We start from the raw sequence: 22,014 nt of genomic DNA on the forward strand, positions 1-22,014 counted from the left end.
TCCCCAAAATTTAGATATCACTAGATAAATTTAATGATTTTTGAATTATAGTTATGCTAAAATAAAGTTTTAAGTTGAGGTAAAACATTAGTATAATCTATTAAATATTCTTGTTTTTGTGTTTTTATTTTTACATAATCATCTAATTTAAAACAATTACTTTTTCCTATTTCTATATTAAATTTTTCTAAATTATTAATTGTATACTTAAATAATTCTAAAAAATCTGCATCTAATCCATGATTGGTTGATTTAAAAATAACACCATCTACTTTATCGTTTGATATTTCATTATATAAACATTTTTCAATGCTTAAACAAAATTTTCTCTTATCAATATTTGTTATTAATGAATCTGTCGTTCCATGATAAGAAATTATATTACAATTATTTATAAACTTAGAATATAATTTAGGTAAATATATCAATTCTCTATCATAATCTATTTTTTTAGCTAAATAATCAAATTCTACAATCAACGATAAATCACCTATTTTGTACTGTATCGCTCTATTTGAATTTAAATATATTGGAAATAACCAAGCTGAATTATCTATTATAAGTGAAAATAATTTAGGAGCAAAAGCATTACATAAATATGCTAAATATGCCCCTTGAGAATGACCATATATAAATACCTTTGAAGCATTAAACTCATAATTATTATCATATATAATATTCATAACCCTCAATACTGCTCCAATATTATCTATAGCCTGTATTAAACTCATATCATTAAAATTATTATAATTTTCACCTGATAGATCTTCATTGACAGAAAGCTTTATATTATATTTTGAGCCTATATTTAAAAATTTATTAAAATCCAAATTTCCATTATTATAAATTCGTAATAACTCTTCTTCAGTAAATATTTGTTTCAATTCTTTATAATCTAAATTTGGATTCTTAATCATCTGAGATTTTTGCATAAACTCCCAACCAAAATAATTACATTGTACTGTTACAAAATTATATTCATCTGCAATTTTCTCTCTCATTTTTTTATATATGTTAGAATTACTACTTCCACCAAAACCAGCTATAAATAAAAGTATCCCTGTATCTGAATTTATTCCGTTTTCTGGCTCTGAAAAATATATATCATATTTTCTTTTATTATAATTTTCTTCATCATTACTACACTACTTTCATAAATGCTATTATGACCATATTCATTTATGAAATATGATTTTGCCACTATATCACATCCTTATTTATACCTTACATCCTAATTAATTGTAATATACATACTTGTGTATGATATTTTTTGTCTAAAAATTCACTTTTCATATTAAATTAATTCTTGAATTTTCCTCTCCCTAGTACCTTTAATTTTTGCTCCCCTGCTGCAATTTATAAAAGTAACCTTTGGATTATCTTCTATTATTGTTTCAATATTTCTCTTAAATTCGAGCATACCTGAGTTTGTATTTAACATTTCACCATTTACTCCTAAGACTCTTCTTAATATATCAGTACATTCACTGCTCTCATTTTCATCTCCAGCATGAAATTTATTATCTACAAATGCTAAATCCTGACCTGCAAATATAATAGTTTTAGCACCACTTTTTACTGCTATATCTAACGCTGCCACTGCTACAGTTTTTCCAGTTTTTATTACAATTTTTCCTTTATTATTTTTATCTTCAGTGTTAAAAAATATATATTTTTCTCCCTTATAACTTTCTACTGCATGCTTTGAAGCTGTACTTAAAAACAATAAAGGTATACCTATTTTTTTATAATCTTTTATCTGTTCATATATTGCCTCACATGGGTCAATAATTGTAATATTATCTGGTTTTATATTATGCTTCATAAGTATATCAATTGTTCTTCCAAGTGCAAATATATAAAATTTATCTCTATAATTACTTAAAATCTCTAAACTATCTTCTAGTGAAGGTCCTCCTGATGCTATTACCACAGGTTTATCTTTAAAATTATATTTATTAAAAAATTTCTCTAATGTAAAACTATTCACCTTTATATTTGATTCATAATTTTGTTTTGCTACTTCTCCAAATCTTTGTATACCTATTTTAGCTAAATCATAAGATTTCAATATATCTTTAATATTTGAACATTCGTCAGGAAGAATATTTACAGATGGTTTATATATAATCATATCTTCTACTAAATTAATTTTTTTACATAAATTTTGAAAAAATTTTTCATTATATCCTAAAAATAAATTCACCCTGTTATCCTTCTCAAATTCTTTAAATACAGTAAACTTTTTACATTTATCTATTATTTCACTATCTGCATCAAAAGCATATACTTCGCAATCTTTATCCACTTTTTCTAAAAGTACTTTTAAATGATATCCCATCCCTATACCATACAATACTATATTTTTCTTATGTTCATATATTTTTTTATTAGCTTCAATAAACTTTTGTGCTGCTTTTAAAGGATAATATTTGCTATGTAAATACACTTTATCTACACATACTGTATAATTGTTTTCTCTTGTTTTTACAATATCTATACTTCTCATTTTTTAACTCCTAAATATTCCTATATTATTACTATATAATTTTTATTTCTTTACTTTACATTTGCAATTTTATCACATACTTTTTTTATATCCTTTATTGTTAATCCAACAGAACTTGGTAAATTAATTCCTTTATCATATAATTCATTGGTGATTGTCATATCTCCATGAATACAATTTACATATGGAGGCATATTGTGTATCGGCATAAAGAATGGTCTTGATTGTATTCCTTCTTCTTCTAATACTTTAATCAGTTCATCCCTAGTAATTGGGAAATCATCTTCTATCAAAATTGAATATAACCAATAAACATTTTTTGCATAATCTTTCTCTGTAGGAATAGTTATACCTTTTACACCTTTTAAAATGTTATTATATATATTTGCATGTTCTCTTTTAACTTTTATGTATTTTTCTATATTTTCAAGTTGCGCACACCCCATAGCTGCAAGCAAATTAGGCATTCTAAAATTATATCCTATTTCTGGATGGTAAAATGATTTATTTTCATTTACTACCTTAGTTTGAGTAGATAAAAATTTTGCTCTTTCACCATACTTTTCATTATTAGTAACAAGCATTCCTCCTGCACCTGTAGTTATAAGTTTATTTCCATTAAAACTAAAACATCCTATATCACCTATAGTCCCTACATACTTATCCTTATAAAGCGAACCCAAACTTTCAGTTGCATCTTCAATCACAAATAAATTATATTTTTTAGCTATTTTCATAATTTTATTCATATCAACTGGATGCCCATAAATATGTACTGGTATTATAGCCTTAGTTTTTGATGTTATAAGTTGTTCTATTTTATCTGCATCCATAACATAGGTATCTCTACAAGCATCAGCAAATACCGGTTCTGCCCCTACATACTTAATAGTATTTATGGGAGAAATAAATGTTAAAGAAGATACTATAACTTCATCTTCTTCTCCAATTCCTAATGTTCTTAGAGCAAGTTCTAATGCTGTAGTTCCATTCATGGTAACAACTGATTTTTTTGCATTAATATATTTTGAAAAATCTTCTTCAAATTTATTTACAAAACTTCCTACTGAAGAAACCCAATTTGTATCCAAACACTCTTTAATATATTTCCACTCATTTCCTTTTATTTCTGGTATACATAATGGTATCATACTATTAACTCCTATTCTAAAAAATTATAATATACTTTTAAAAAAATTTAATTTATACATTATAAATATCTGTTTTAAAATACTCCATGTTATTTTTTATCCACTCTATTGTTTCAATAATACCTTCATCCAAAGTATACTTAGGCATCCACCCTGTTAATTCTTTTATTTTTTTATTATCCGCCCAAAGTCTATTTACTTCACTTTTTTTAGGTCTTATTCTTTCTTCATCACATAGAATTTCAACATCTTTGCCTATTAATTTTATAATCTTTTTAGTCAAATCTCCTATACTTATTTCATGATTTGAACCTGCATTAACTACTTGTCCAATAGTTTTGTCACTTTCAGCTGCCTTTATAAAAGCTTCTGCTGTATCTTTAACATAATTAAAATCTCTAGTTGGAGTTAAACTTCCAAGCTTAATTTGAGTTTTACCTGCAAGTATTTGAGATATTATAGTTGGAATAACTGCTCTTGCTGATTGCCTTGGACCATAAGTATTAAAAGGTCTCATAGTTGCTACAGGTAATTTAAAACTTCTATAAAAACTTTCAGCTATTTTATCTGCACCAATTTTAGAAGCTGAATATGGCGATTGTCCTTGCATTGGATGTTTTTCATCTATAGGCACATATAATGCTGTTCCATAAGTTTCTGAAGTAGATGTATGAACTACCTTTTCTATATTATACTCTCTACAAGCTTCTAAAACATTTGTAGTACCTTCCACATTAGTTTTAACATACGCCATAGGTGAAAGATATGAATATGGAATAGCAATTAAAGCTGCTAAATGAAATACAATATCCTGACCTTTAATCATTCTTTTCATTCCATCATATTCACGAACATCACCTGTGACTACTTTAATATTATCCTTTATATTTTTATCAAAAGTATCAATCCATCCCCAATTGTTAAAAGAATTATATTGGACAAGAGCAGTAACTTCTGCTCCAAGTTCAACTAACCTTTCTGTTAAATGACTTCCTATAAAACCTTCTGAACCCGTAACTAATACTTTTTTTCCTATAATTTTCATTTAATAAATTTCCTCCATATTATATAATATTTCCTATTTTGTTGCCTCTATAATCCATATCTTACTACTATATTTATCATTTCCATAGCTTCTTACTACATAATCTATTTTCATATTTTTAAATCCAATAGAAGTATATATTTGTACTATTTCCTCTTTAGTAAAAAAATGATGTAAATTACCACTTAGAATTTGTTTATTAACATTTGTGAAAGTATTTTCTTCTATTTTATCTCCAGAACCATATCCATATGTTTCCGTGGAAAATGTAATAGAAAACATTTTTCCTCCACTATTAAGTAATCTGTAAACTTCTTTTAGTATATTTCTTATTTGTTTTATAGTATTACATTGAAGACATTGTATATCTATTATACAATTAAAATATTCATTCTCATAATTAATTTTTTCTACATTTCCAATATTTAAATTTGCTTCCAAATGTTCTTCTTTCAAATATCTCTTTGCTTTATTTATAGCACTTTTAGAAAAATCTATACCAAATGTATTAAATCCTTCTTTTGCAAGATACCATATATTAGCACCTTGTCCACATCCTAATTCTAAAATTTTAATTTTATGTCTATTTTCAGCATTATAATAATTTTTAGCTATAAATCGTATCAACTCTTCTGGAGGATATTTTCCCCACCTTCTATTATTATGAATCTCTTCCCAATCTAAGTTAGAATTAATTGAACTCATATTTTTCCTCCTTATTCACACTAATACTCTTTATTGAAATCCCTTTCACAATAATTCTATCTAATAAATAGTTATTGAATTGAGGAGTAATTTTCTCATTTTTGTATAACTTAACTATTAATTCAAGAAAATTAATTCCAGCCTCATGAGTAGCTGGATATCCCCCTCCTAATCTTGGGTTAATATCTAATACATATATATTTTTTTTAGTTTCTATAACATCACAATCTAATGGTCCAAAGTGTTTTAATATTTCTGCAAGTTTTTTTGTTACATCAAATATATTTTTATTAAAAATTGTTCTAGATTTATCTGTTTCACCACTTCTCATAGAAATTTTTTCCTTTATAACTATTCTTACAGGAGTATGTTGTAAATTATTAAATATATCTACCCCATATTCAGTTCCTTCAATGTATTCTTGTATTATCATACCATCGCAAAACAATGCTTTAAGTTTTTTAAAATCATCTACTTTGAATGAATTAGTACTCCCGCTACCATATATAGGTTTAATAAAAACTGGGAAATTTATCTGTTCCTTCTCTAGAGCTGTTTGAAAAGTTTTAATATTATTAAAAGTCTTAATCACATTAAAATTATTTTTTAATAAAAACTCATTCATAAATAATTTATTATAGCAAATTTCTAATACATCTCTTGATGAAACTATTATTAATATTCCTTTTTTACGAAATTTTTCTTTATACTTAGAAAGTATATATATTTCTGGATCTATGACTGGAATAATTATTTTTATTTTTTTTAATAAACAAATATTCATTAATTTTTTTACATATAATCCTTCATCATTAGTAGGCCTTGGTAATATAAAATATTCATCACATTTACTATATAAACCACTAGCAGTATAATCACAATCTGAAACATATATATTTCCAATAAAATTAGATGTATTTCTTAAAAAATCTACTAAATACCCTCTTCTTCCTATATTAGTTATTAGAACATTCATTTTTTTTCATCCTTTCGATAAAATCTTTACAAAATATATTAGGTAGTCCACCTGTATTTATATAGAGAAGATTTTTTTCTTCAATTTCATCATTTTTAATCATCGATACCATAGTTGAAAACGCTTTTCCATTATAAATAGGATCTAAAATTATACCATCTGTATCAATTAACTTCTTTATAGTTTTTAATTCTAAATTAGTTATTTCACCATAATCATCCAAATATTTATCTACAACATTTACATCCTCTAATAAAATTTTATAGTTTTTAATAAATTTTTTATCTAATTTATCTAATATGTATTTTATCTCTTTTTGACATCTTTGCCTTCTTCTAGCTATGGATATTCCTATTATATTGATATTTAAATTTAATAATTTACATCCATAAATAAGACCTGCTTGGGTAGTTCCTGTACCTGTAGGAACTACAATAGTATCAATATTTATATCATTATCTTTACATTGCTTATATATCTCATACATAGCTCTTACATATCCCAATGCACCTTCTGCTGTATGTCCCCCCCCAGGAATAAAACAATATCTTATACCTTCATTATTTTGTTTTTTTAAATGATTATCTATATATTGTCTAGCTTCTTTTATATCGCAATAATAAACATTACTTCCATAAATATTCAACAGCAATTGATTACCTTCTACTATTTTTTCTTCATTCTTGTTTTTTAAAATAATTACATCACAATCTAAATTAAACATCTTCGCTATACTAGAGGTAATCCTTATATGGTTTGAATGTACACTCCCAAAAGTTATCAATTTTTTAACATTATTTCTTAAAGCTTCAAACACTATATACTCTAATAATCTAACTTTATTACCTCCTATTCCAAAATCTATTAAGTCATCTCTTTTAATAAAAATATTCTTTTTACCTGTGCTTAAATTCAACATGTATAAAGGCGAAATACTTTTAATTAAATTTAACTTATTATTCATAAATTTATATTCCATCATATTTAAATTACTCCTATAATAATTTCTTTCTTAATAAATTAGAATTTTTATAATTACATTTTAAAAAGTTAACTATTTTAGTACTTGCATTTCCATTACCAAAAGGATTATAACATTTTTTTACTTGCTTCTTAAAATTTTCATCATCAATACATCTTTTTATAGCTATTTCAATCTCTTTTCTATCATACCCAACATCTATAACATTACTAGACCTTATTCTTCCACTTTGTCTAAAACCTATATTAACTGCTGGTATTTTAAATATAGGTGTTTCTAATAATCCACTACTAGAATTTCCTACTACAGCTGAACAATACTTCATTACACTTAAATATCTTTTTCTACCAAGGCTTTCCACAAATTTAAAGTTTTTTACCTTTCTATATTTGTGATATTGCTCTATTATATCATTACTTCCGATATCAGAATTTGGAAAAGTTATTATTGTCTGATACCCTAATTCCTTTAATGCTTCTAAACTCTCAATTATTTGTTCTTTAGACTTTTCATGTTCTGAAAAAACTGGGTGTTGAGTAAATAATATTACTGGTTGTTCAAAATTAATATTAAGCTCATTTTCTAGTTCACTTTTTAATACTATTTTCTCTTGCAAAATAGTATCCATTGCAGTAGATCCACTTAAGCATACTCTCCACTCCTCTTCTCCTAACCTTCTCACATTATTATAATTAGTTTCACAAGTTACAAAATGTAAACTAGCAAGTTTAGTTATAGCATGTCTAATTATATCATCCAAGCATCCTCCCGAAGTTATAGTTCCTCCCCCTTCATGTGCTATAGGTACTTGTGAAAATAACGCTGCAGAAGCTGCTGCATATGTTTCATATCTATCACCTAAAACAAAAAAATAATCTGGCCTTTCATTAATTAAAATCTTTCCTACCTTATCTATTATTTCTATAGATTCTTCATGAATACTATTTTTTCTTTCTTCACTTTTCATTAACTCTATTTTATAATCTACATTTATACCTTCATATTTAATTTCTTGTATCGTATTTCCATAATTACTATTCAAATGTGCTCCTGAAACTATAAGTTTACATTGTATATTACATTTTAATGCTTCTTTTATTATAGGAACCATAAGTCCAAATTCTGCCCTATTTCCAGTAAAAAAGATTATTTTTATTTTTTTATCCATCATTTTTTATACTTCCCACCATTTCTAACGTTAATATAGTATCTTTTTTTAAATTTGTTGTAGCTACTCTATTAATAATATTCTTTAAATATTTCGAAGGTATACCGTTTCCTGGTTTTTTTATACTTAAATTTTCAATGGTAAACCTCTCCCCTTCTTTTATATTTTTTTCTACAACAATACTTTTTCTTGAAACTTCTCTAACTCTCATTTCCTCTTCAGATATCTTTTTCAAATTACTACCTAATGCTTTTTCTATATTTCTTATAGATGCTACAAAATGTTTTAACTCCTCACAATCCATGGATGCTTTATGATCTGGTCCTTCCATTGTTTTATCTAATGTTATATGTTTTTCAATCACTCTAGCTCCTAAAGCTATTGAGGCTATTGAAGCTTCTTCTCCAATGGAATGATCTGAAAAACCAATTATACAATCATCATATATCCTATTTAATGTTGCTAAAAATTTCAAATTTAATTTATCAAAATTACAAGGATACAACGAAACACAATGTAAAATAGTCAACTTTTTATTATTATAATTTCTTATATAAGTTATACATTCATCTATTTCAGCTAAATTAGCCATCCCAGTAGATACTATTATAGGTTTATTTTTTAGAGCTATATGTTTTATTAAAGGAAAATTATTTATTTCTCCAGAAGGTATTTTAAAAAGTTCAACTCCTAAATTATCTAACAAATCTACATTATCTTTATCAAATCCTGTAGATAAAAATGTTATCTTTTTCTTATCACAGTATTTTTTTAATTTAATATGTTCTTCTATCGATAATTCTAATTTTTTACTCATCTCAAATGCATCTTTATAATTAGTATTTTCTTTCTGATACTCCGCTAAAGGAGCATTCCTTATTTTTTCATTTTCCGAAGTAAAACTTTGAAATTTTACTGCATCTACTCCTGCTTCTTTTGCTTTATCTATTAATTTTTTTGCTGTTTCAATATTTCCATTGTGATTAACTCCTATTTCCGCTATGATATATACACTACTATTGCTCATATGTTTTTCTTCCTTTCTATATTTATGCTACTTTTTTTCATATAAAATTCAGCTAATTCAAAATCATTTAATGTATCTATATCTATTGAACTAATTTTATCCATTATATACGGTATTGTATTTTCTGTATACCATGTTTTATTTTGAAGTAGTACTTGTGATTTTATTATATAAATTGCTCCATTTGTTATATATGTCTTAGGAATATCCTGCCTTCTCTCATATAATTTACCTTGCTCTAAAAAATACTTTATTTTACCATCCTTTATCTTTTTCATCCAATAAGGCGTTTGTTCACTTTCACATAATGAAATTATCGAATCAGCTTGCTTACTGAACATTTTATTTAAAGCTTCATGTATATGTTTTCCTTTTCTAAAAGGTGAAGTACATTGAAGTAAACAAACATAATCTGATATATATCCCCAATTTTTTTTTAGCCACTCTACACAATGAATAACTGGTTCTATTCCTGGTGTATTATCCCTAGCCAATTCTTTAGGTCTTAAAAATGGTACTTCCGCTCCATAATTTTTACTAATACTAGCTATTTCTTCATCTTCAGTTGAAACTATAATTTTATCTATATATTTGCTTTTTTTAGCTTCTTCTATGGTATACGCTATCAAAGGCTTACCATTTAATAATTTTATGTTTTTTCTTGGTACTCCCTTTGAACCACCTCTTGCTGGAATAATAGCTAATACTTTTTTATTATCAATCATCTTCATCACCTACTTCACTACAAACTATTTGTTCAAATACATAATCATTAACTTTATGATAATCTTCTATTCTGCCTATATCCATCCAATAATCTTTTATTTCATAATTCCCTACTTTTTTACCCATTTCTATACATTTACTTATTAAATCAGTTATTTCAAAATATCTATTTTTTGGAATGTACTCTAGTAATTCATGATTTAAACAATACACTCCTCCATTTATTAAACAATCTATAGTTGGTTTTTCTTTAATTTCTTTAATATTATTGTCTTCGCTTTCTATAACTCCATAAGGTATTTTAAGAGAATGTTTTCTTGTTCCTACCGTAATATCAAAACCATTCCTTATATGGAATTCCATCATTTTTTCTATATTTAAATTAGTAAATATATCTCCATTTATAACAAAGAAAGGCTTGTTTATATAGTTTTCAGCAAGTTTTATTCCTCCAGCTGTCCCCATTCTTTTATTTTCTCTTATGTACTCTATTTTAACTCCATAAGCATATCCATCTTGAAAATAATTTTCTATTACTTCTGCTTTATAATTTACAGCAATAAATATTTTGTTATATCCATACTTTCTAAAATTATCAATAATATGCTTAAGTATTGGATCCTCACCTACTTTTAACATAGGTTTTGGAATCTCCTTTGTTAAATCTTTTAATCGCGTTCCAAGTCCTCCTGCCATTATTATAACAATATTCTCTTTACCCTTAGGAAGCAGTATATCATTTATTGTTATCATATCTTTAATCATACCATTTTCATCTATTATAGGTACTTGCTTTACAGCATTTTTAATTAGTATTTCCTTTATTTCCTCTGTCGAAGTTCCTTCTATTACTGTAACAGGCTTTTTAAACATTATATCCCCTATACAATTATCTAAGCATATATCCTGCAATATAGCTCTCCTTATATCTCCATCTGTTACAGTCCCTAATAATTTTTTACATTCATCAATTACGAATACTATACCTTTAGCTCCACTATCTAATATCTTAAGAACTTCTCTTATAGAATACTCTGGATACACTAGTATTTCATTTACACTATTCAACATACTATCATTTCCTTTTTAAATTAAATATAATTACATCTTTTGTTTAATGTTATATATATTCATTATCTATATTTTTTCTATTATTTTTTTAATTTTTCAATTAAATTAGTCGTTTCATTATAATAATTTTCTACTATAGGCTTAATTTCATATTCTAACAAATCTCCTATCAAAATATAATCTTGATTTTCAAAAGCTTCTACTATCTCTTTAATTTTATTTGTAAATTCATCAATTCCCATATTTCCAGTATATATATCATTTCTTGATACTATTAATTGTATTATCCATTCTAATCCATCAGTAATATTAATTACTAAATCCATTCCTTTATAATAATCTTCATTTTGTATATACTCTGCAGCTTTTAATATAGCATCATTCATATTTTCCATATACTTTTTAGCTATTTTTAAAACTTCAATATCTTCCTTATTCATATTTTTCACCTTCCAACTCATTTATCAATTTATCTATCATAGGATTAACATCTTTAACAGCTTGTATAAACGCCTCATAAATTGGCTTTGTTTGTTCTATTAACTTCTTTATCCTTTGTAAATCATTATCCTTACTATTCTCTCTATATTCTGATTTTGATACAATTTTATTTATAATTGGATTTATAAGAGAATTAAGTATCTCTAATTTTTGAATTTTTTTATTATTGATTTTTACATCTTTAAGTATCTTAATTGATTTTTTATTAATTTTAATACCTTTTTTGTCTATTTGTTCTATACTATTTAGGATTTTTTTACTTTTATCATCTATTCTATTTAAGTGTTCTATAGTTGATTTTAAATTACTTATTATTTTTTCTTTATTAAATATTTTTTTATTCTCTTCATCTATTTTTGTATTTAATATTTCTTTGTTTATATTATCCTCATGTTCATTTATTACTTCCTGTAAATTCATTATTTTAGTTCCCTTTATATTTGCTCCACCTTCTGTAGCATTTATAAATTCTACGTCATTAACTCTATCTATATATTCTTCTAGGTTTTTCTTGTAAAAATTTAATATCTTACTTGTCATCACTTTATTTCCATAAATATCATCTACATAGATAGTATTTTCTTCTTCAATTTTACCATTGTTTTTGACACCAAAATCTGCTTTATCATCATGATATTTATTGTTTGTATAAGCTAAATCTTGTCCTATAAATATAATTTTATTACATCCTATATAATTTGCAAAAGAAGTACAAGTATGTGCAACAGAACCTCCATTCCATAAACTATCTAACTTGTATTCTAAAATACTATCACTTAATTTTTTAAAATTAAACTCTTCTTTAAAAATAATTTTATTCCCTTTATATGCATTTACTGTTCTAAAATTAGATACTTCACAAAACACTATTTTAGCACTATAGTCTCTACTGTCTTGCACAAATTGTAAATTTGCATCTACCGGGTCTATTATGCAAACAAAATCCGGAATAACTCCTACATCTAATAACGGTTTTAATGTTCTAGCACCACATATAATTATAAACTTATGTTGAACATCTTTTAATTTATGAATATTTTTACTTAAAGAAGGCCCTGCTGATACTACTATAGCTGGCATACTTTTACATATATTTTTATAATAATTTATAGGAACACTCTTTATAATATTTTTAATATTGTCTAGATAAACTTGTATCATTTTTTTTGAAAAAAACATTTCTGTATTCATGTTTATTAAACATTTTTCAATTACTTCAATACACTTCTTAAAAAATTCTTTAAATTCACTTTCATAAATTCTATCATAATTAGAATACTCCAAAACTTCAACATTATTAGAATCTATTTGTGTTATTATAGACGTTATTATATCTTTAGTTTGATTTTTCTTATATAAACTTAAAATAAATCTATCATTTTCCAAAATATCTTTTGATGTGTTCAATTTTAAGAATGTTTTAATCACAGATACATCTGGTTCAACCACTAATATTTTATTGTATTTAGTATCATTTAAAATTTTTAATACATGTTCTCCTGCACCTAATCCAAAAATTATAATTATAGTTTCTTCATTTATTTCCCCTAATTTTTTATAAAAATTTTTTATATCTCTATCTACAGAATATTTACTTCCTAAATATATATACTTATCATTTTTTAAAATTCTGATAATATTTTTATTATCCTTACTTTTTTCAATAGTATATTCATCTACATTTCTAAAATCTATATTTTTTAATGTATATTGTGTTATTGCATTCATATTTACCTCCAAATATTATTTAGTCTATTTTAAATATCGTAAATTATAGTAAATACTTTAATAAAAGCATAAAAAAGGTAGGACTTTCATCCTACCTTTTGGTGAATTTTCCGCATTACTTGCTTAGGAAAATTTTAAACTTAATTATTTTAAGGAAACTCGGCTTCATATCTTCAGCCGAGTAAGCGACTCACACAATTTTAAAAACCCACTAAAATTGGTTCGGTTTAAGGAAACCCGACTCCCGTTGGTCGCTGGGTAAGTTCCACTAACTAAATCACAGATTTAGAGTGTCACTTATCTTAATAATTGAAGAACTCCTTGTGGTTGTTGATTTGCTTGAGCAAGCATTGCTTGAGCAGCTTGGCTAAGAATATTTTTCTTAGAGAATGTCATCATTTCTTTAGCCATATCAACGTCTCTAATTCTAGATTCTGATGCTTGTAAGTTTTCTGATGCTGTATCTAGGTTAGTTATTGTATGTTCTAATCTGTTTTGTAATGCACCTAAGTTTGATCTTTCTGATGATACTGTGTTAATTGCATCATTTACTGTTGTTATAGCTTTTGCTGCTGCTGAACCTTTATCAATTGCAACAGAAGAAGTAAGTCCTATTGCACTAGCTCTCATATCTTTTATTGTTAATTGAATAGTTTGTCCTTCATTTGCTCCTACTTGGAAGTCTTTTGCACTGAAAGAACCATTTAATAAATTTTGAGTATTAAATTCTGTTTGATCACCTATTCTTGTTATTTCTTCTTTTAATTGTTTAAATTCATCGTTTAATGCTTTTCTATCTTGAGATACATTAGTATCATTTTTTGATTGAACTGCTAATTCTCTCATTCTTTGAAGAATGCTGTGAGTTTCATTTAAAGCACCTTCTGCAGTTTGAATTAAAGAAATACCGTCTTGAGCATTTCTAGAACCTTGATCTAATCCTCTGATTTGTCCTCTCATTTTTTCAGATATTGCAAGACCTGCTGCGTCATCTCCAGCTCTGTTTATTCTTAAACCTGAGCTTAATTTTTCCATTGATTTTCCTGATTTTGTTATGTTGCTCATCATGTTTCTATGAGAATTCATAGCGTTCATATTGTGATTGATTATCATTGTAAAAAACCTCCTTGAAATTTAAGTGTACTTCCTTGCACACTGTTTTATATATTTTCAAAAGTCATATTGACTTTTAAAGCAAAGTTAAAATTTAATTAAAAATTGATAATTAATAGTTAATAATTGTGGTGAATTTTCCTCATACTTGGGAAAATCTTTAATTTAAATTTTAAATTTAATTTGTAGAAATTCCCTAAAGGAATTTCATCCTTCATTATTAATTATTAATTATTAATTTTTCATTATTAATTCTTTTATAAATCTTCATTACCTAATTGACTTAATTTTTTAATGTTCTTATATACCTAAAAAAAGAATCAATTTCTTATCTTCCCCACTTCCTGTGGTTAGATAAGTAAATTGACTCCTCCATGAGTTTACATATTTGTTTTTAGTGTAGATTTTCTTGTTCCCAAATCTCTCCTCGTTTGATTTTCACACTACGAGGTGCATCTATTGCTAATCTTAAATCACCTTTATCACTTTTTACAACTTTAACTTTAATATCTTCACCTATCATTACATATTCCCCTGGCTTCCTGCCTAATACTAACATTAATAATTACCTCCTTGTAAATTAACAATTCAACTTTTGTAAATGCATTAAATATTTATAATATATTTCCTTTATGTATATTATAATACAATTTAGTATTAATTTGTTGTTTTTAGTAATATTTATAATTATTTTAATTTTCACTAAAAAATGTACTATTTTTCATATTTATGCAAAAAAAGATGATTAATAAGCCTATCTATAATCTGCCTCCTGCAGAATAAATAAGTTTATTAATCATCCCTGTGCAATATATAATTTTTAAATATCCTCACTATTTTTATAAGCTTATTTCAAATCCTTTGAAACTTTTTATCGCTTATACTTATTATATCGTTTGATATTTATTACACTTTATACTTATTTTATATTTTTTTCATATTTTTTCTTACATACTGTAAAAAATAACAACTAATAAATTCATTAACAATACTGCATCCTTCAGTTTGAATAAATTTATTAATCGTCCTGATAATACATGGATTCAACTCCTTTGAACCCTTACGCTTATATAATCGTTGTATATTTATTTTACTTTACACTTTTTTTGATATTTTTTATTAATTTATCTAATTTTTTATCAAAATGGACATATAAGCCATAGTTGCCAATTCATCTTTCTTAAGAAGGTCATACATGTATTCCAAAAATATATTATTATGTTCTACTGTTTTTGCAAAAGATTGAATAAGTTTAACAATGTGTTCATCACAAAATTTTTCTTTATGAAATGCAGATATACCAATAAGGTGCATCTTTATCATAGCATAATGCATCACAAGCATCACATAATTATCAAAAACTTCTTCTCGTTCTCTTACAGGAAATAGATTTTTAAAAACATAATTAACTAAATAATTTTCTAATATATATTCATGTTCTTTCATATAGGGTTCATAATATTTAGTATACGCTTTTTCATACTTCTTAACTAATTCTTCATTTGTAGCTTTACCAGTATATCCCATACCCTGCATAAATTCTAAAAAACATTCCAAATATCTTCTATTTTCTATACCTTTTAATATTCTTTCATTAGTTAACTCTTTTAATATTACCATTTGAATATTTTTATAAGAAGGAATTTCTTTTAAATATTCATGAAAAATTCCATTTTTTATATTATTTCTATAATTCTCAATAAGATTTAACGTTTCATCCATATTTTCTTCTTTAATATATGCACTTAACTTTTCATAAAACATACCTAAAATAATAAGTCTTTCCCAAAGTTCATAATCTCTATTTTGAAGAACTTCTATTGTAAAAATCCTAAGATTCCAAAAATATTTTTCTATTTTATTTTCTGTAGAACTTTGATTAGTATCAATCTTGTCGTTAAATGCATTTTTTCTACTAATATCAGGTTCTATATAATCAAATTGCATAACTTCTGGATTTAATAAAGCTAAACGTGCAATTTCTGGACAAGACATAGTAGCGCACTTTTCCAAAACACCATTTACAGCATTAAATATTCTAGGATATTGTGTACATGTAATAGAAAGATATTCCTCTCCTAAATTTGAATGTATTTTACATAATTTATCTTGTGTTAAAAATGGGCAAGAATTACCATTATTCATTTTTATTTCAGCATAATCATATTTTGAAGAACTTGAACGATTACGTTTTACTTTTTCGCCAAGCATACCTTGTAATTCTTTATTTTTACATTTTCTATATTGTTTATATGTATTTTTATCTATCTGAACTCTCCATCCAATACAGCAGCTATCTTCACAACTTGAACCTATACATTTGAATTTATGCATGTATTGTGGAATGAGCATTTCTCTTTTTTTATTCACCATATTCACAAACCTCCTGTAGGTTTTGTTTCAATATTAAACATCCTTCCTTAGCTTTTTAACAATAATTATTAACAAAACAGCTAAGAAATAAACTTAAAGAAAGTATAAAGTTAAAAGTAGAAAGTTGAAATATGGGTATTTTTCTTTCAGAAAAATTTTTATTTAAATTTTAATTCGTTGCTTTTCAAAAGCTTGCTTCTGAAAAGCTTCCTTATCTATACTTTCTTCTTTCTACTTTATACTTTACTTATACTTTCTCCTTTATACTTTGCTTATCTAAGAAGCTGAAGAACTCCTTGTGGCTGTTGATTAGCTTGTGCAAGCATTGCTTGTGCAGCTTGCTGTAAGATATTATTTTTGCTGAATGTCATCATTTCTTTAGCCATATCAACATCTCTAATTCTTGATTCTGCTGCTTGTAAGTTCTCTGAAGTATTTTGATTAACTTCTAAAGCATGTTCCAGTCTGTTTTGAACTGCTCCATAATAAGATCTAATATCAGAAACCTTATTTATAGCATCATTATATTTTGTAATTCCATCTTGTGCATCTTTTGAAGCATCAATTTTGTTTATACCTAATGTACTTGTATCTATTGAAAATAAATCAATACTCATTGAACTATTTTCATTTGCTCCCATTTGAATAGAAAGCTCTGTTTTCTCCTTTTTAATAGGTTCTCCTGCACTTTTACTAGGTGCAAAAGTAGGCCATATTTCCTTAAATCCTTCAAGTGGATCATCAGTTAAATTCTTATCATCAGCCACAACAGTTTCTGCAGTTTTAGCTCCTGCTCCTCTAGCATCAGCTCCCCCTGCGGAACCTGTATCGTTTTCCTTAGTTCCTACAGCTTCTAAAGTTATGTTACATTTATTCTTTAAAAAGTTTGCTTTATCACCATTGTAGTCAGTTTTTATCTTTTGCAATAATGTTTTTTCTGCTGTACTAGCATCAGCAAAAGTTGTAGAATCAATAAAATTTAAAGCATCTCCTAATTTCTTAGTTTCATTTCCTGGCTTAGATAAATACTCCATAACATCTTTTATGCTGTGATCAGCTCCTAATTTATCTCCTACATATTTATCCAAATATCTAACTGCAATATAAGATGCAGAATAGTAACTGGAAGAAACTGTAGCATCTGAACCTGCAGGTATCCATTTTGAAGGATCTGTTTCATCTAAATAACTTAATATTTTATCAAGTCCTGTAGTTCCTCCGCCATTGTTTGCTATATCATTTTTAAGTCTTTCATCTGCACCATGAGTAAATTCTGCAGCACCTTCTTTAAACCAAGTATTAAGTTCTGCAAAATTCATAGTTCTTCCCATTATAGCGTGAGTCATTTCATGAGCTATAATTCTATCATTATACATAGGAGCGCTTCCGCCATTAGGCCATGTAGGAGGATCAAAATCTGCCATATCAATGTGCAGTTCTAACTCAGTTGATTTACCTGGTCCTGTTGAAGGTACCTTAGAACTTACCCAAGCAAGTGCTCCTCCCGCTGTACCTGGAGTTTCTAAAATTATTTTTAAATCTACTCCATCTGCTTTTAATCCATAATTTTCATAAATCATTTTTTCACTCTGCTCAAGCCAACCTTGTCTCAAAAATTCAAGAACCTTAGCTTCATTTGTATCCTTAGGTACAAGACCTCTACCTGTTGTATTTTTTTTGTTTAAAAGCTTCATAGTATTAAATTCTGTATTTTCAGATATTCTTTGGATTTCTTCATTTAACTGTTTTATTTCTTTTTGAATATTTTCTTTATCAGAATTTACATTAGTATCATTTGAGGCTTGTACACATAATTCTCTTCCTCTTTGAAGTATAGAATGTACCTCATTTAAAGCTCCATCTACTGTCTGAACAAGAGATATTCCATCTTGGATATTTCTAGAAGCTTGATCTAATCCTCTGATTTGTCCTCTCATCTTCTCAGAAATTGCTAGTCCCGCTGCATCATCTGATGCTCTGTTTATTCTAAGTCCTGAAGAAAGTTTCTCCATACTTTTTCCTGCTTTTTTAACACCACGGGCCATATTTCTCCACGCACTTATAGCATTCATATTATGATTAATTATCATATGTTTTACCTCCATGTACTTTTGGAATCGGTAAACATCCCTGTTTATCAATTTTAAAATATAATTAATTATATTTTAAAAAGCCGGAGAAGATTTCTCCTCCGACTTTTTTATTAAATATCATTTATAAAAAGAATAACAATAGTTTGTTTTAAGGTAACTCAGCTTCATATCTTCAGCCGAGTAAGCGATTCACACAATTTTAGAAAAGTACTAAAATTGGTTCAGTTTAAGGAAACCCGACTCCCGTTGGTCGCTGGGTAAGTTCCACTAACTAAATCATAGATTTAATTTATTCTTTTAAGGAAACTCGGCTTCATATCTTCAGCCGAGTAAGCGATTCACACAATTTTATAAAAAGAATAAAATTGGTTCACTGCTTATCTTAATAACTGAAGAACTCCTTGTGGTTGTTGGTTAGCTTGTGCAAGCATTGCTTGAGCAGCTTGTTGAAGAATATTGTTTTTGCTGAATGACATCATTTCTTTAGCCATATCAACGTCTCTAATTCTTGATTCTGCTGCTTGTAAGTTTTCTGATGAAGTTCCTAAGTTGTTTATTGTATGCTCTAATCTGTTTTGGATAGCACCAAGTTTTGATCTTTCGTCAGAAACTTTATCTATTGCAGTTTGGATAGTTGTTACAGATTTTGAAGCTGCACTAGCTGAAGAAACATCAACAGCAGATTCTGCCATAGTATTATCTGTTCCATTAGTTACACCTTTAGCACCTGCAAAAGCATCTCCACCGTTTTTAGAAGAAATTCCAAGAGCTTCTGATCTCATATCTGTTAATCCTAAAGACATTGATTGATGTTCATTAGCACCAACTTGGAATGTTAAAGAACTATCTTCAGTTTTATTTACATCTGCTTGATCTAATTTAATTGTAATTTCTGAATTTTCTGCAGCAGTACTAGTTTTGAATGTAAATTTAACTCCATTATTATCATAATTAATAGTTTTACTATTTACATCAGCACCTAATACCATATCTTCTTTTATTAATTGAGTGCCATCTTTATCACTTAAAGTTACTGTAAGTGTTTTGCTAGCTTTATCTAATTGAACTTTAACTGATGCAAGTCCTTCTGGTTTTTGATCAGAGTTTGTGATTTCAAATCCTTCAATTGTAGAAGCTTTAGTAGCATCTGAATCATTTGTTGTCCAATCATTTTTAGTTGCAACATTCTTAGCAGTTAAGTCTACAGCTGCAGTAGCATCTTTTGTTATGTTTAATGCAACACCTTTTCCATCAACTGATTTATCAAAATCTGCTTTTGATACTTGGAATGAAATTCCGTGGTTATCATATACATAAGCATCTCCAGCTGCATTTAATGTCATTTGCTCAGAGTCTATTGTTAATTTAACTCCAGTACTATCTTCAAAAGTTCCATCAACAGTAAAAGTTCCATTAGCTTTATCTGCTTTTATAGTTAATGTATTCTTTCCATCACCATTTGCTGCTTTTGTCCAGTCTAAACCTGATGCATTATCTGTACCTGCAAATTTAACTCCACCTGTAGTTCCATCAGAAGTTATATCAAATTTATAACCACCTGCATCCCAAGTAGCTGCTGGAGCACTTGACATATTTCCATAAACTTTAGCTGTTGCTGATTTTACTGTGTTAACAACTTTTTGATCACTATGACTACCATCTAAAAGTTTCATAGTATTGAATTCAGTAGTATTACCTATTCTGTTTATTTCTGATGTTAACTGATTGATTTCTTTTTGGATTTGTCCTCTGTCTGAATTATTGTTAGTATCATTTGAAGCTTGTACTCCAAGTTCTCTCATTCTTTGAAGAATTGAGTGAGTTTCATTTAAAGCACCTTCTGCTGTTTGAACAAGAGATATAGCATCTTGTGAGTTTCTTGATGCTTGATCTAATCCTCTGATTTGTCCTCTCATTTTTTCTGAAATTGCAAGACCTGCTGCGTCATCTCCAGCTCTGTTTATTCTTAAACCTGAAGATAATTTCTCCATAGATTTTCCTGATTTTGCTACATTACCCATCATTTTTCTGTGAGCATTCATAGCGTTCATATTGTGATTGATTATCATGATAAATTCCTCCCTGATTTTACTGGGCTTCCATGCCCATTTTTATATATATTAAAAGTTAAATAACTTCTAATAGCTTAATTTAATTTTAATTATCATAAGTTTTAAGTTTTATTAAGTTTTACATTTTAGTTATCGACAATATTTAATATAACTTTACACTTTTTTATTATTTTTTTTATTATTTTTCCTTTTTTTATTATTTTACGTCTCATTATTTTTATTATCGACATTTTATTCTATAACTTTATACTTTTTTAAATAAAATTTAATATAAAGCAAAAATAAAGTTTTGAATATAGGAAATGGATATTTTTCTATAAAAAAATATCCATTCATTTTCTATCCACTTTTAATTAAAATTTCAGTTTTACATACTTTTAATTAAATCTTCTGCTTTATAAAATAAGAATTTTTCGTAAAGGCACTATTGTACACTTGATGAGCTGTCTTTTTCTTTTTAACTTTATCAATTTCTCTCTTGCATTCCATTTTTTTATTTTCTAATATACCCCTTAACTCATTTTCTAAATTCACAATATCTAAGTCTGATGCAACTTTTTTAAACTCTTCTTTACTATAATTCAATTCATTTATAGAATTTATAATTTCCTGTCTCTTTTCTAACAAGTCACCTATATTATCTATTTTTTCATTGCTAGCTTCTTCTATCATTTTTTGTGTTAACTGCTTATACTCTTTTAATTTATCTTCTAGTATATTAATCACATCCTTAAAACAAAGTAAAAAGATTAAAGATTAAAGAACAGATAAAGA

20 protein-coding genes are annotated in these 22,014 nt (G+C 26.7%); all 20 read right to left on the bottom strand.

The genetic code is table 11. The annotated features are described in order from the left end of the window. Window positions 1–56: 56 nt before the first annotated feature. A complete protein-coding gene (locus ACFIJ5_RS11640; protein ID WP_379809599.1) occupies window positions 57–1,103 on the bottom strand; it encodes a DUF2920 family protein in 1,047 nt (348 codons plus the stop codon). After that, on the bottom strand, window positions 1,073–1,201 hold the full coding sequence (locus ACFIJ5_RS11645; protein ID WP_379807188.1) for a hypothetical protein: 129 nt from the start codon (window positions 1,199–1,201) through the stop codon (window positions 1,073–1,075). The genes ACFIJ5_RS11640 and ACFIJ5_RS11645 overlap by 31 nt, the downstream gene beginning before the upstream one ends. Window positions 1,202–1,294: 93 nt before the next feature. Then, window positions 1,295–2,509, bottom strand: coding sequence for a motility associated factor glycosyltransferase family protein (locus tag ACFIJ5_RS11650; RefSeq protein ID WP_379807190.1), 1,215 nt, complete (start codon window positions 2,507–2,509; stop codon window positions 1,295–1,297). A 50-nt stretch (window positions 2,510–2,559) separates the two neighbouring features. Beyond that, entirely contained in the window at window positions 2,560–3,660 is a 1,101-nt protein-coding gene (locus ACFIJ5_RS11655) for a LegC family aminotransferase (protein WP_379807192.1), read from the bottom strand. A 52-nt stretch (window positions 3,661–3,712) separates the two neighbouring features. Further along, entirely contained in the window at window positions 3,713–4,705 is a 993-nt protein-coding gene (locus ACFIJ5_RS11660) for an NAD-dependent 4,6-dehydratase LegB (RefSeq protein WP_379807194.1), read from the bottom strand. 33 nt (window positions 4,706–4,738) lie between these two features. Continuing rightward, window positions 4,739–5,410: a class I SAM-dependent methyltransferase gene (locus ACFIJ5_RS11665; protein WP_379807196.1), complete on the bottom strand. Its 672-nt coding sequence runs from the start codon at window positions 5,408–5,410 to the stop codon at window positions 4,739–4,741. Continuing rightward, window positions 5,397–6,386, bottom strand: coding sequence for an ATP-grasp domain-containing protein (locus ACFIJ5_RS11670; RefSeq protein ID WP_379807198.1), 990 nt, complete (start codon window positions 6,384–6,386; stop codon window positions 5,397–5,399). The genes ACFIJ5_RS11665 and ACFIJ5_RS11670 overlap by 14 nt, the downstream gene beginning before the upstream one ends. Beyond that, window positions 6,367–7,368: a 1-aminocyclopropane-1-carboxylate deaminase/D-cysteine desulfhydrase gene (locus tag ACFIJ5_RS11675; protein WP_379807200.1), complete on the bottom strand. Its 1,002-nt coding sequence runs from the start codon at window positions 7,366–7,368 to the stop codon at window positions 6,367–6,369. The genes ACFIJ5_RS11670 and ACFIJ5_RS11675 overlap by 20 nt, the downstream gene beginning before the upstream one ends. A gap of 13 nt (window positions 7,369–7,381) precedes the next feature. Then, the gene (gene neuC, locus ACFIJ5_RS11680; protein WP_379807202.1) at window positions 7,382–8,539 is read right to left on the bottom strand and encodes a UDP-N-acetylglucosamine 2-epimerase; all 1,158 of its coding nucleotides are present in this window, start codon (window positions 8,537–8,539) and stop codon (window positions 7,382–7,384) included. Continuing rightward, a complete protein-coding gene (gene neuB, locus ACFIJ5_RS11685) occupies window positions 8,529–9,563 on the bottom strand; it encodes an N-acetylneuraminate synthase (protein ID WP_379807204.1) in 1,035 nt (344 codons plus the stop codon). Before neuB ends, neuC begins: the two co-directional genes overlap by 11 nt. Next, entirely contained in the window at window positions 9,560–10,288 is a 729-nt protein-coding gene (locus tag ACFIJ5_RS11690) for an acylneuraminate cytidylyltransferase family protein (RefSeq protein WP_379807206.1), read from the bottom strand. Before ACFIJ5_RS11690 ends, neuB begins: the two co-directional genes overlap by 4 nt. Beyond that, window positions 10,281–11,360: a nucleotidyltransferase family protein gene (locus ACFIJ5_RS11695; protein WP_379807208.1), complete on the bottom strand. Its 1,080-nt coding sequence runs from the start codon at window positions 11,358–11,360 to the stop codon at window positions 10,281–10,283. The genes ACFIJ5_RS11690 and ACFIJ5_RS11695 overlap by 8 nt, the downstream gene beginning before the upstream one ends. Window positions 11,361–11,440: 80 nt before the next feature. Then, the gene (locus ACFIJ5_RS11700; protein WP_379807210.1) at window positions 11,441–11,800 is read right to left on the bottom strand and encodes a hypothetical protein; all 360 of its coding nucleotides are present in this window, start codon (window positions 11,798–11,800) and stop codon (window positions 11,441–11,443) included. Beyond that, window positions 11,793–13,589 carry a motility associated factor glycosyltransferase family protein gene (locus tag ACFIJ5_RS11705; RefSeq protein WP_379807212.1) on the bottom strand — a complete coding sequence of 599 codons (1,797 nt, stop codon included), beginning with the start codon at window positions 13,587–13,589 and terminating at the stop codon, window positions 11,793–11,795. The genes ACFIJ5_RS11700 and ACFIJ5_RS11705 overlap by 8 nt, the downstream gene beginning before the upstream one ends. Window positions 13,590–13,886: 297 nt before the next feature. Then, entirely contained in the window at window positions 13,887–14,702 is an 816-nt protein-coding gene (locus tag ACFIJ5_RS11710; protein ID WP_379807214.1) for a flagellin N-terminal helical domain-containing protein, read from the bottom strand. A 394-nt stretch (window positions 14,703–15,096) separates the two neighbouring features. Further along, complete coding sequence (locus ACFIJ5_RS11715) at window positions 15,097–15,261, bottom strand: carbon storage regulator (protein WP_379807216.1); 165 nt, start codon at window positions 15,259–15,261, stop codon at window positions 15,097–15,099. 569 nt (window positions 15,262–15,830) lie between these two features. Beyond that, window positions 15,831–17,075, bottom strand: coding sequence for a flagellin lysine-N-methylase (fliB, locus tag ACFIJ5_RS11720; RefSeq protein WP_379807218.1), 1,245 nt, complete (start codon window positions 17,073–17,075; stop codon window positions 15,831–15,833). Between the two features lie 272 nt (window positions 17,076–17,347). Next, the gene (locus ACFIJ5_RS11725; protein ID WP_379807220.1) at window positions 17,348–19,165 is read right to left on the bottom strand and encodes a flagellinolysin; all 1,818 of its coding nucleotides are present in this window, start codon (window positions 19,163–19,165) and stop codon (window positions 17,348–17,350) included. A 380-nt stretch (window positions 19,166–19,545) separates the two neighbouring features. Beyond that, window positions 19,546–21,237, bottom strand: a complete 1,692-nt coding sequence (locus ACFIJ5_RS11730) for a flagellin N-terminal helical domain-containing protein (RefSeq protein ID WP_379807222.1) — start codon at window positions 21,235–21,237, stop codon at window positions 19,546–19,548. A 384-nt stretch (window positions 21,238–21,621) separates the two neighbouring features. Further along, window positions 21,622–21,966, bottom strand: a complete 345-nt coding sequence (locus ACFIJ5_RS11735; RefSeq protein WP_404660512.1) for a flagellar protein FliT — start codon at window positions 21,964–21,966, stop codon at window positions 21,622–21,624. Between the last annotated feature and the right edge of the window lie 48 nt (window positions 21,967–22,014).

The organism is Haloimpatiens myeolchijeotgali, assembly GCF_042688525.2.
In the GTDB taxonomy this organism is placed as follows: Bacteria; Bacillota; Clostridia; order Clostridiales; family Clostridiaceae; genus Haloimpatiens.